The 14,323-nt window shown below is 47.4% G+C and carries 3 protein-coding genes; all 3 read right to left on the reverse strand.

All coding sequences use genetic code 11. From position 1 onward, the window contains the following. Nucleotides 1-4: 4 nt before the first annotated feature. The 3 genes from L6468_RS13740 to L6468_RS13750 are packed head-to-tail and all read right to left on the reverse strand — an operon-like array spanning nt 5 to nt 14,322. Nucleotides 5-12,088, reverse strand: a complete 12,084-nt coding sequence (locus L6468_RS13740) for a hypothetical protein (RefSeq protein WP_237793628.1) — start codon at nt 12,086-12,088, stop codon at nt 5-7. An 18-nt stretch (nt 12,089-12,106) separates the two neighbouring features. Next, nucleotides 12,107-13,174 carry a hypothetical protein gene (locus tag L6468_RS13745; protein WP_237793629.1) on the reverse strand — a complete coding sequence of 356 codons (1,068 nt, stop codon included), beginning with the start codon at nt 13,172-13,174 and terminating at the stop codon, nt 12,107-12,109. An 11-nt stretch (nt 13,175-13,185) separates the two neighbouring features. Next, the gene (locus L6468_RS13750; RefSeq protein ID WP_237793630.1) at nt 13,186-14,322 is read right to left on the reverse strand and encodes a hypothetical protein; all 1,137 of its coding nucleotides are present in this window, start codon (nt 14,320-14,322) and stop codon (nt 13,186-13,188) included. Between the last annotated feature and the right edge of the window lies 1 nt (nt 14,323).

Below are 14,323 nucleotides of genomic sequence, written 5' to 3' on the forward strand. Positions count from 1 at the left end.
GTTGTTATTTTACTGCCAGCTTCTTTTTATGGCGTCCGTCAGCACTCTGAACGAGATAGACGCCACGATTGGTCATTCTGGTCTCGACAGTCTGACCCGGTTCTACCGTGACGGTATTCAGCGTGACACCCGCAGGTGTGATGATATTAACGTCAACAGTCTGCTTCAGCGTTGACTCTACCACAATCTTGTGCTTCTTGGTGAAGATATTCAGCGTACCGCTGTATTCATCATCCCTCGGGTCTCGATCATCAACACCAAACTTGCTGTTGGTCTGACTGAACACTATCTGCTGAACCCTCTTTGCACGAGAACCGGCTGTGGCTGGTTTCGTGAAGTATGGACGGAAAGCAGCGATAGTCACCTCGCCGGGAGCGGTCTTGTTGAAACTGCTACCATCAGCATCCATCAGGAACACATCCCTACCCTCTGCTATCTCTGGATTATTCAGATAGGTTGACTTGAAGGTAAAGCCATCTTCTGTCACACCAGTCTCGTCGCCGCTCAGAGTCTTTACCGTCTCCTCGTCGCTGACATGTATCTCCGCACCAGTAGCAGAAGCGAATGTGATGACCTGTTTACGCAGTTCCTTAGAACCACCGGGAGCAGTGTTTGCAGGAACAAAAGCGCCACTGAGGTCAAACTCATAGTAGGTAGCGCCCGGGAATCCGATGATATATGGTTTACCCGATGTCAGACGCGCATATTTCTCATACTCACGCGTATTGCTATAGTAGGTCTGATAGAGATCACTATTGGCATCCTGGCGGTCATAGTCGGCCTTATAGTAGAAATCCCAAAGGAACGTGTTTGTCACCTCCTTGTCAGGATCGGTGCTGACAGAAGTAGGATAGGCAAAGTTGGCTGTATAGACCTTCTGGTCATCAGACAGTGTACCGCCATCCTTGAGTTCGCGCAACCAGTATTCATGTCCCACCTTGGTCTTTGTGGTCTCGTCCTCGGAGTTGCTTCCACTATAGAAGTGTGTTATCTCACCCTTCGTATTAGTAGTAACGATGTCTGCAGTGAACGGCAGACTGACGCCCTCCCATCCCTTGGTTCGGTCAACATATCTGTCCGGCTTACGCTGATACCACATACGGTGGCTGTCGTCAAACTGATAGGCGATAGGTGCATTGAAGTCATGCTTATCCAACAGGAAATGGTCGAGTGAGGCGATATAATCCGTGCCCGACTTATATACCCAGTGACCGTGCATACCCTCATAGTTTGAGGTATAGTCCCATTCTGCCACAGTCTTATAATCGGCATCAGTCTCTATATAATCATAGTCATGCAACTTAGCGCTGATGACATTGGCCGTCTTCTGAGCCGGCATGAGTTGTGCGGCATCACTCTCTGCTTCCGTATATACCAGCAGGTTCTTCGTCAGGTTCACATTCTGGAATGCCGTCAGACCACCATCATCGAGCAATGGCGGATAGAACACGCCACCTTCGACATGGTTGTAAGGAGCAGCTGTTGTCCATTCTATCTGATAGCCATTAGATACGTCACCATAGCCAGTGAAGTCGATAGCTGTCATATCCTTATAGGCCACCTTGGCGGCATCGCCATTCATGGTCTCTGCAAAGACGGCATTAGGATTGAAGTGGGCCATACGCATCTTACTGCTACGGAAGTAGGCTGGTGCACGATAGACACGGTTATTGTCATCGGTGGTGAGCAGACGTTCATCAGACTTATTGATAACCGAAGGCAAATGCTGATGAGAGCGTCCGTCAACATAGCCATAACTCAGCGTCTGTCCAAAGAACAGATAGTCGTCGGGCCATATAGGAGCCCACGCAACAATCGGGTTACCATACTCGTCGATGTCTTCACTCTCCCTTCTTCGTACGTTGTAGCCCTCAGGAATCTGACCGGCGGCATAACGGAAGTCACCATCATAGAACCGTTGTTCCACATAGCCCATCTTTGGTGCCTGCGTAACCCCCTGTTTCAATGGTACGCCCTGCGGCGTGTAGTAAGCATACGAACTTGGATAGTAAGCCGTACTCGTCACATTTTTCGTGCCTTCCGTATTGGTAGGCAGCGTACCATCAACATGAGCGGGGAAGTATTCATACGCCTGTCCGGTGCCGAGGTGGATGCCATCGTAATAGCGTTTACACAAGTAGAAGCCATTCAGGTTGTAAGCCACTTCACCGTCATAGAAAGCCTTATCCGCCATCTTGCGGGCCTGACCGCCGGCATAGAGAGCCGCATTACTCTCCGGATAGTAGCAGTTCACCACCTGAACACAGTTAGGATTCGTCGGATCACTCGGATTGCCGAATACTGCATTCACCTTCTCCGCATTAGCAGGGAGGGATGTCGCAGACGTCTTTACCCAACAGTTCTCTACGAAGCCATCGCCCTCGTCAGCCACACCGGCAGAAGTAAATGAACCCGTCACCCCGAGGTTATACACATTACCGCAGAGTTTTCCGAAGAGAGAATTCGTCAGTCCTGTTATCTGATGTCCGTCACCATGCATATTACCACCGAAACAGGTCTCGCCTGTGACAGGAGCTATGGCTTGACGGGCAGGAGAACCATCAGGCACAGAACCATCAATATCTGTACGCAGGATGAACTCCAGATTCTGAGCACCACGGATATGACTACCCAGAGGAGCATGCCCCTGGAAGGTGCCCGTCTTGATGAGTCCATCCTCATCCAGCTCATCTTCAGATGGTGTGAGCAGACTCAAGTCGAAGAGGTTCTTCAGTTCGTCCAGGCCATTCTTATCCTTTCGCGGGTCATCATCACTTACTGATGCATAGTTGTTAATATAAACCTTAGCCGGACGATCCACATCGGCACGATCAATATAAAGGTGGTTGTCCTTATAGCGTTCCATCACCTCACCCAAATCGTGATAGTTGGCCACCTTCACTGGCACACTATTAGAATAGGTCTTACCCAGATAAGTCTTCGAATAGAAGGCGATATAGTGATCGTTGTTCTGATACCAGTAAACCGGCGTTTTGTTATTAGTGAAAGGTACTCCGTTACGATGATGGTCGGCATCATTCTTGTCGGCATAGAGTTCCCAACCATTGATAAGCACCTCATAGATACCGGCTCTTACCTCAGGTCTGTCCAGACCAACGGCACTACCCGGCAATACAATTGGCGGTTCGTTCAGCGTGCCGATAGAAGGTGCTCCACTCTCCAACTGCAGGTGGATATTCACCACATGGAGTTCGTTGGTCATCTTGATATCACCATTATCACCATTCTCGTAGTAGGTGTATTGATATACCACCGTGACAATCTTTTCCTTGGTCAGATCGCGGATGTCACTCTCACGGTTCACAAAGAGCGTTGTGGTCTCAGTAGGCTCCTGTCCTTGGATGGTAAAGAACTTCTGATGGTCTATCAAATCGTTCTTATAGCGACTCTCATCAATTCTATCACCGACATTTATCATACTGCCTCCCTCCTGATGTGCTTCAAAACAGTAGTAGGTCGTTGAGTTTGGTGTCAGTCCCGTGACTTTATTTACCTTTCCGGCATGTGCGCTATAGACATCTGCATCTACCACCTGTCCCTTACCATACGGTGTTCCCTGAGCATCAGTAAAGTTGTCGATAGCCACATAGGCATCGGTATCTGTTGTTCCGGTCTCTATACGAGTATAATAACGTTTGTCGTTACGTATTCTCTCAAATTCGCCACTTGTAAGTACTGCTCCAGGTGTATTAGACGTGAACGTGCGTGTTGTTCCATCTGTAAACATCAACGTCTGTGTGTTATCTGAATTGTACACTGCATTATATTCCACAGGCACCTGGTTACTATATGGCGCCCAGTAGGCCTGCTCCGTGGTCTTTTTCTCAGACGGGTTATAGAAGCCCAGATAGTTAGGATCGGCGAAGAGGTCTAAGGCATCGTGGTTGAAGTCGAAGTGTTTACGGTCGTCTTCAGATAATGAGCACCACGAGTCCTTCGCACTATAGTTCATATTAGCCTCATAGGTCAGTCCGCCGTATTTTCCTGTCAGCGTACAGATATAAGCCTCCGTCATGATAGCATCTATCTCTTCTTCGTCTATCACATGATGGTACTTAGTCTTCAGTGCTGCTATCTGCGATGCAGTGAGCAGGTCGCCATTCAACAGATAGTCTTCTTCAGCCAGTTTCAAAGAACCGATACAAACCCAGGCCTTTCCGAAGCACTTCTTCTGTTCTGTGGTCAGTTCTCCATACTCCTTGGCAGGAATAGCGGTACCCGAATTAGCCGTCTTGTTCTGACCATGATAGGTATAGCTTACAGTCTCAAGAGCCACATAAGCTTCCTCCATATGCTCCTTACCATCGTCTGTATGATCATAGACCGCCTTTGTGATGATATCGCCCTCGGAATAGTCACGACGACCATAGACAGCCGTTGTCTGAGGACTGAAGGTAGGACCTTCCACCCAGTCTGACTTACTTTCTGGCGAGAGGGCGTCATACTCTTCCTTCGTCTTTCTAGTGGTGCTGACGGTATTACCATTGACGGTATAGGTGCTATTACCAGTAACAGGGCTATACCAGTCGCTCCAGATCTTTGGTGTGTCCATATCGAAGGTCAGCACATAACCAGTATCATGTCCGATATTATTTGATGTGCGGAACACATCGTCCACCACATCCGAATTACTCATAGGATGTCCATGGACATCAACGAAAGGATGACCCTCAATGTCGGTGATTGTATGATTATCCGCTTTGAAGGTGCTCACATCCGTGGGCAACATCACATACTCTCCAATCTTATATTCCTGTCCGTCAATCTTGCACGACCTGCTGTTGACAACAGTCTCGGTAACAAAGAGTTTTTTATCAGACACACTCAGGTGATTCCAGTCCCACCAAGTGATAACGTCATTCAAGTGATACCTGTCGGCATTGTTATTGACCCATGCACTGCCATCATTTCCCTCTGTACCAATCTTCTTGCCTTCCTCAAAGTAGTAGGCATAGAGATTTGGTTTGACATCAAGTAACTTCAGGCGTCCGTTAGAAGCCGCCGTAATAGTAAGTGGCAGACGCACATCCTTGGAGTAGGCATTGGCACTACCAGTATAGGCCGATACCACCTGTTTATAGACATATACCGAACCCTTTACATACCAGTAATGAGCCTTAGAGTAAGGATCAACACCGATGATGTAGGCATTATTCGTGGGATAACAGTCGTCGATAATACGCTTGTCGCTGGGATGAATGAAGTTACCAGATGTCTCAATAAGCTGTGGCTTATAAGCATTCTCCTCCACATCACCACTAATGATATAACTGCCCGTACTGCTCCAGTCACCTTCCTGGTCTTCAGAATAGCGATACTGCTTATAGGTACGTGCATCGTCGCGTACTTCCTCGCCATTGACTATTCTGGGCTTATTATATTCTGAGAGAACTACATTCTTCTTGTTGGGATAGAATCTTGGCACACGGTGTTCGTTCTTTGCATAGACGAAGCCACCACCCTCTGTAGAACGTTTCACATTGATTAGGTCAAGTTCCACCACTCCGGTTATCAGACCATAGTCTTTCTCCTTATTTGGATTCTGTTCCGTCAGTTCAGTGGTCAGCTCCAGGAACACACCCGAGGCCAGTGCCACCTGGTTAGGACTCATGCCATAGTTTCTGTCATTACCCGTTGGGCGTGACTTCTTAAAACTGTAATAAGTATATGGCTTATTGGTTGTGAGGTCTGTTACCGGATTACCATTACTATCCACATAGTCATCACCAAATGCCACATCACTGGTCAGGTTACCCAGATAATTCACAATACTATAGATACCAAAGTAGTTGCCATGCAAAGCCTCACTACCGGTATCAGGATTACTGCCAGTATAACCAGCCGCATCGGTACGTACCGAACGCTGTTTGTTCAATGACAACTCGCCGACACGGTTAATGGTATAATCGATATCCTCGCCTACCTCTGCCACACGGTCCTTAGCGCCCTGAAGCACCATACGACTACCGAAGACAGCACAGAAGTCTGCTCTCTGGATGGTGTTCAGCAAGCGTCCGGCATAGATAGAACAGAATCCGAACTGTTCCCAGTTAGCGGCATTAAAACCAGATGATTTCTTCAGTTTTTCAAAGTCTTCCTCCTTGACACGCTGTCCATTCTCGTAGAAATCCCCATCTATATTGACACCATACTTAGTAACGCCATCCACCTCATGGGTCTCCGTACCATCCTTACAAACATATTCCAGTTGGAAGTAAGCATGCTCACGGTTCGACAAGTTACGGTATTCTTCCAAGGTGATACGACTAGACAGACCATAGTAGTCGGTACCATAGTTCGTGATATTCAACTCACGATAGCCATCACTTTTGGAAAGGTTTCCACCACCATAGAGGCCACCGGTATGTTCCGTACCAACGGTGATAAAGTCACGATGATAACAGTCATAGAGCGTGGCTGTGGTATTACCAAAGACTGTCGTAGCATTGGCATAATGCGTATCACTGTTTGACGACACGTTGCCACCGCCAAACACAGCATTATGAATAAGCACGCCACGCTCCTCGGTATCACCTGGAACAGGATTGCCATTGGCATCCTTATCGCCTGTAAACAAGCCAGCCCATGCCGATTTATCTTTCGGAAGTGTGTTCAGGTCGTTGGTCTCGAAATACTCATACTTGTTTTTTGTCTTTCCGTTGATTGTAGCCTGATCAGCCTTTACCTGCAGGTATGGTTCAACCACCACCTTACAGTCTTCTATCAGTTTATCCTCACCATTCTCCCTGTAATAATAGTAGTAGTGCTGAGGAGAACCCGTAGTAATACCGGCCTGTTTGTCAGCCTTTGTCTTGGGATTATCGAAGCCTTTACTATAGACATAGCCCAGGTCTCCACCGCCAAACACATTACCATAGTTCTTGCCTTCCTTTACAGCTTCTGCAGTACCAATCTCACCACCATGAATATAGACTTCCGTCTGACCGAATACATAACCATCAGTATAGAGATCATTGGAGCCACCAAATCCTAAGACGTTATAGCCCTTACCTCCTCCAAACACATTACGCTTCACATGTCCATTATACATGGTCACATGAGTCTTACCAGGCTTCGTAATCTTGCCGAACGTACGGATATGGTTCACCTCACCACTCTCAGTCGTCTCACCACGTCCGATAGCGGCAATCTCAGCACCTCCGTGTACACTACCACGAACGATACCACCCCACATCACGACATTGGTCTCGTCTACATTACTCTTATCACTATAGCCGCCACCGAAGATGTTTCCATAGTCCTTCAGGCGACCGATACTGTCGCTCACCGTCCAGGTCTCATCATTCAGTTTCTCAATGAAATCACCATTGATATAGTCATAACCGATATAGCCATTGTTGAGAGTCACATTGGCCGTTCCATAGATAGCACCGCCACGGCCTCCCTTCTCAGTCTCACCCTCACCGCCGCCATAAACGTTACGCTGGATGGCAGGTACGCCATTAAAATAACCATACTGATAGTCATTCTCCGTATCGGTATCATAGCCATTAGTTGCAGCCTCATCCTTCAGGTATTTCATAGCCTTCTTCAGACTTTCGGTTACCTGGTCCTTACGAATACCGATGATGATATTTGCCTGAGCAGGGATATCACCCTCGGTAGAGGCATTCAGATTAGCATCCACCTCTACCATCAAGGGATTTCCCTGCTTGTCATTTATAGGATTACCTTCGTTATCCAACAAAGGTTCCGTAGTTTTGTGCTTACCCACGCTACCTTTGTATCCGCCACCAAACACATTACGGACAACACCTGCAGCGATATAGGCCGTAGTAGAAGCCTCGAAGGGATTATCGTACTCATCCGTCAGATTACCGTAACGGTCAAACACAGAACCGACAGAACCTGCAGCAACAACATCCTTCTCAACCAGTCCACCAAGCAGAGCGATATAGGTAGTGCCATTGACATCACCACTTCTGTTCTTACCAACGGTACCCATGCCACCACCATAGGCATAGCCACCGCCAACCTGATAGCCACCCAAGTAAGAACCGACGACAGAGCCCTTGTTGATTATGACATTGGTATTATATTTCCTGCCATCGTGACGTGGCTTTGCCAAAGGATTCTTCAAACCGTCTTCTTCGTAGTCTTTGCCAATAGCCAGTCCTTTATAGGTAGGATCATTAAATTCCTCCACCGACATCCTGCGGGCTGTAGCCACATTACAAACACGACCATTCTGACCACCACCGTAGATAATATAAGCCTGTGCCCCTTTATTGAAGTTCACCTCCGTATATTGTGACCACGTATCCTCACCACAGCCAGCACCAAAGACAGAAGCCATATACCCGGATGTCTTATTAGTCCAAACTGGTGCATTGATATTCACACGTCCATAGAGCGTTCGGCGTGCATTGTTGTTGCCACCAAAGATATATCCCACAAGAGCATCAGAACTATTCCAGTTCACATTCGTCTCATAGGCATCACAGATAGTGTCATTGCTCAAACCATAGGCACCACCGAAAAGTTTATTCAGACTGATGGTAGATTTCTCAGGCACATTCACTTCCGTACGACGGGTGAAGCCTTCCTGATAGCTGGCGCCATAGACAGCATTAATCTGACCACGAGGCAGGTCGATAATAGCCGACACCTTATCCAGGGCAGCTTTCTCCGTAGCATTAGGTGTCGCTATAGGAGCTACGTATTCTCTCATGCCCAGTCCGCTCCATGCACCGGCACCAAAGACCTCCATCTGTTTGTAGTTCTCCATATCCTGCGGAATATCAATCAGGATATAACTACGGTCCTGCATGATATCACGGTCAGCATCACCTGGACTACCCTGTCCGGCACCATAGACCTTTGTCACAGTGTTATTGGCATTATTCTTCAGGAGGGCTGTCGCTGTTGGCCGGAAATTCACGAAGGCATTATCCATTCGTGGTTTGGTATAGATAGCATCAGCAGTCACTTTTGCGATGCCATGTTCATCGAAGAATTTCCTGAACTGCAATTCCGTATAGTCATATGTACCGTAGCAACCAGCATAGATTCCCACCAGATGTCCCTGCGTATACTCTGTATAAGCCGACACCTCCTTGGCTGCATTTATGCCTGGAAGCGTCAGGCCACTTACCCCCTGACGTATTCTGCTGGTGAAATCGGCCTTATTAAGAATACGACCACCCAGGTCATTACCACCATATATATAGTCACGAACATAAGGGAATCCCTCTGTGAAAGAGCCGTCTGCATTCACTTGCCTACCCACGTAGGTCTCAGTATGACCAAGGATATCAGCATTACAAGAACCACCAAAGGTCTGGTAGACACGTCCCTTACCAAGGTTAATCACTGTGTTACCACAGATAGGACCTAAGAAGCCACCACCGTAGATATACTCACAATCGGCCATCTCATCGCTACTTGTGGCACTCTTTGGAACACCTTCCTTAGCACCTTTCAAGTTGACATAACAACTGTAGTTCGGATGATATTGATAGCTCTTGCCATTGAAGGAATAAACACCATTGGCATAAGTACCATCAGGCTCTGTTGAGGTGCCAGTAGCTTCACCGATGATGCCTTCCTCACTACCACCGAAGATCTGGAACACATACGATTTCTCATTCAGGTTAATGGTGGTACTACCCCATATCTCGGTATCTCGTCCCTTACCGCCGCCAAATACGTTGAGGCCCTTACCCAGCACGTCAATACCCTGCTGACCACGGATGACACCCGTGCGGCGTTCCTCAATAAAATACTTGTCGTTACCAGGATGCAGCTCATCACTTGCAAAGAGTTTCTCTTCACCATTTGCATCCAAGGTCACCTTGTCGAAGAGAACGTTCGTATCTACCAGACTGGCATTGATATTGATAATCACATTACCATTCACATGACCACTATTATAGCAGCCGCCATAGATATTTCCACCAACAAGACGTCGGTTCAAGTCATCCGTAGTCGTATTACCACCGCTTGTATCCGTCGCGCCTATCGTCGTCGGTGTTCCTGATTTCACACCCAGATTCGTATAGACATTCCATTCCAGCTGTGGCTTGCCATTATTATCCAATATCAAGTTTCCATATGAGTCAGTCTTCCATCGCATAGGTCTGATTTCCAAACCGGAAAGGTTCAGCGTCAGCTTGTTTCCGATCTTTCCCTCCGGTGCACTGTCGGCATTGCCTATAAGTCCACCATTGTAAGCCGCATTATACTGCGTAGGTTTGATATAAGCGTTATTGCTGCCGCCCACCAGCTTGTCATAGATAATCACACCATAGTTAAAGTCAATAGTGTTCATACCCTCAGTATTCACACTACCTCTGTTGCCGCCGCAGAAGAACGAGCCGAAATAGGTCTTTTTGTTCACATAATCAGGATCGAACACCACACGTGGTTTGATGCCCATCTCGCAGCCTTTCATATAGGTAGCAAACTGAGTGGCATCAAGAAGATTCATCTGACTGAAGTCGGCATCAGACGTGTTGTCAGTGGTGTTTCCATTCTCATCCACATACTTAGCCAAGCGCGCCAGCACACTCTCTGTCAGCATATTCTCACCATTACTGCCCATGAACACCTGGTGAGCATAGACATTGGCACCAATTTTCAATTCAGCTCTTGCCGTACTACTCGTAGAACGTAGTGTTGCGCTATTGCCTCCACAGTACACAGAACCGCCGATATAGGTTGGCTTTGCCTCCGTACCTATCAGACGTACAGTCACAGCCTCCGTATTTGGTCGGAACTGATAAAGTGCCTCAGCACTCTCCTGTCCGGTAAAGACAGTATTACTATTATGCCCTAGGATATCATTGACATCGTAGAAATAATCACCATAGAGGTCGGATGTCTTCAGCTGTTTATTATCTGTATATGGGTAAGAACCGTTACCGCCTCCGAACACATGTCCATTGACCGTGCTGTGGATACCCACTGCCGAACCGCCATAGACCATGCCCGAGATATCATTACCGCCATAGACATTATAGATATTACCACCACCAATATGCACACGGGCTGCATAACCAGCCGGACAGAGCACACCTTCGATGGTTTCTTCATCGATAGCCTTTCCTGGATTCACGTCTGCCATACGACAGCCACCATAGACATTATTGATTTCCAAAGCGTCAGAGTTCACCGGCAGGAAGATACCTTTCTCGTATGTCATCGCACCACGGTTACCACCTGAATACAGGTTACGTATCTTACCACTGTTCAGGTGCCACTTAGGACGAATATCCATCGGTGCCTTATTATTTCCGCCAAACACACGAGAGAACTGGTAGGCATCACTCGTGGCCACATTTTCACCAGCACTGCCAAGAGCGAAAATACCCATGGCTTTCAGACGTTCGGTAGTCAGTTTACTATTACCTTTCTCATCTGTCATATCATAGGTAATTGCACTCTCATTATCAATACAAATATCTGTTGCCTCAGTCACTGTGGCATTGTTGCCACCGCCATAGAGGATAACAATAGAACCGCCACGGATTTCCAGATACGCCTTTCTCAGTTCCGGCTTCACCATACCATAGAACTCACTCGTCTGCGAAGTATAGTCATAGTCGCCATTACCACCGCCAAAGACCTGTCCAATATAAATCTTGTATGGCTGGGTTGAACCTACCATCTTCTCTTTTGTGGTGAGAACCAAGGAATTATAAGAATTGTCAATACCATTTTCTTCTGCCTTTTTCAGCAGCGGCACCTCTTCATAGGTAATCTCATTGGTAGCCTGATTGATTTTCTGAACCGTTTTCGTTGGCAAGACCGATGTTCCAATCGTTCCTGCGATATCGTTACCACCATATACATAATTGATAAGGATATCGCCACTCATATTCTCGCCATCGATATTGACGAAGGTATGACCGCCCACATTAGCCTGACGAGCACCACCATAGACCGAGCCATTGATATCGCCGGCACGCACGGTAACACTCGTCTTGCCGTTCATATCACCGGCATTACCACCGCCATAGACGTTACCACCAATGGTAATCTGTGCCTGAGCCGTCACGGCGCCCAGGAACATCATGAAGCCTATTATCGTATCTTTGATTCTCAATTGTCCATTCTCCTATTGTTATTCAGTTACCACCGTAGGACTGTCCAGATCCGGATCGGACAGGACATAAATGAAGGTTGGTTTCACTGTCAGTTTTATCGTTCTCCTCTCACCACGTTTGATAGTTTGCAGCACATCCTGCAGTTTATTCTCGCTGGTACAGTCTTTACGTACAAGGTTATTTTTCCTGTCGTACACATCATAGATACATTGCAGTTTCAGATTCACGCTGGCACCACTGGCGAAATAAGTTGGAACACCTAAGGTCTCATAGGTTGTTGTCAACTCATGTTCGGTATCTAGCAGCATATATTCTCCCTTTGCCTCGTCTGTCGGTGTGTAAGTGATGCTGTTAATAGGTGTAGCACCCGGTTTCATCACGATATCAGCATTCACCTTTGATGTTGCACTGGATGTCAGCACGATTGACTTGATATGAATTTTCCGCATCTCCGCGTAATTCTGATCGACACGAATGCTGAATCGCAAGGCAGAATAGAGATGATCGAACAGCAGATAGACATGATTATGATTACGTCCCTTTGCCTGATAGAGGAAATTACCCGTTTTCACCTCAACATTGGCATCAACACTCTCAGTACCCTTCACCCCGACTATCAGACTGATATCCTTATTCGAGAAAAAATCTATCCCCGACAAATGAAGCGTAGCACCCAGACTATAGTCGTCCTGGAAAGGAGATATCCCTACATCCTCTACCGCATTCATCGGCAGATAGCCATAGATATAATAGTCCACTCCGTCCTTCACGATGGCGTTGGAATGCCAGCGGTCTGTCTCATAGACAAAGCGTCGAAGACTTGCTTCTTGAGGCGCGACAGTCAGATACGTGCAGATAGCGTGTCCCTCTTCTGCCACCTCTGGATGCTGCACAGAATAAAGTTGATAGCCTGCAGGCACAGTAGCGCTGCGCGTTACGTCTTCAAACTCACGACTGTAGGAAAGCAGTTGCAACGTATCCCCGTCCATAGGTTCATTATCATCAGAACATGACGACACACACCATATCATGAGCAGTAAGACTGTCCATAACAGATTATCATATATCGTCATTCTACGTTTCATCACCACACTCCTTACCAATTATATAAATCACGTTCTCTCTCGGCCTCTTCCCATGAGCGGATATATACCTGAAGCATACGCAGTTCCTCACCTCCGAGATAATATACATAGACTATCCAGGAATGGTTTCTGCTGAAGTTATAGTTGCCAGGAACCTCGTTCATCTGGAAGTTCACCGTTTTGTTATACACCTGATTATTCTCCTCAATACGATAACCAATCGTACCCGACAGGCGTATGTCACTCTCACGGAAATAATATGGTCCTAATTGCGAGACCTCACCATCCGCTACAAACTTATCGAGGATATCCTCGTAGTCTTGTATCTGTTGCGACTTATACACAAGATCAAAAATACGCTCCGTCTTTGCCACGACAGCAGGAGGTGTGATGGATACAGGGTCTGTCACATATCCGTCGCTGATATAGTAGGGGTTGGCAGTCGTATTAAACACATGCTCCGTCTCAGGGAACTGGTTGCCATGCAACTGGATACTGGTGATAGAGAACTGCGCATCCACATCTTTGTTCTGAGCCATCACGAAACGAATCTTTGATACGCAACGTGTCAGCTTCACCACGGGCAGGCTCAGAACAGGATAGGAGCCCTGAACAGAGATATTCTCCGCACAGCCCGCCATCGGCAGTCCGGCTGCAGAGATGTCCGTTGTCAGACTGGTTGTTCCGAAATAGCCGGACGCAATCACCGCATCGCGTACCTCACTACGCTTGGAACTGCCATTCAAGGTGCCCAAGCCGATACTCTCTGCATTTGTCAGCACATAGACATCCACCTGATTGCCATCACCTGTTATCGCTTTTACCTGCTCCTCCGTCAAAGCTATCTGAAACAGTTTTGCACGACTGCCCTGCAACTCTGGTTCTGCCGGCGCCAGATAGTGAAGCGGCAAGTCCGTGGCAGCACTTCCTGCATGCTTGAATATCCATATCTTCAGAGATTTCACCGCATTCTCCAAAACCTTTGCACTAATCAGTCCCTCGTCACCACGAGTCACCATCGGGTCGTCTGCCGGATAGACATAGATATTCAGCACGCCAGCATCTTTCAGAGAAGACGTAGTCTCTGAGTCATGCCCGCAAGATGCAGCAAGCACTAAGGTCAGTATCAGTACTAAATATCTCATCATA

Source organism: Prevotella communis, from assembly GCF_022024115.1.
GTDB lineage: Bacteria > Bacteroidota > Bacteroidia > Bacteroidales > Bacteroidaceae > Prevotella > Prevotella communis.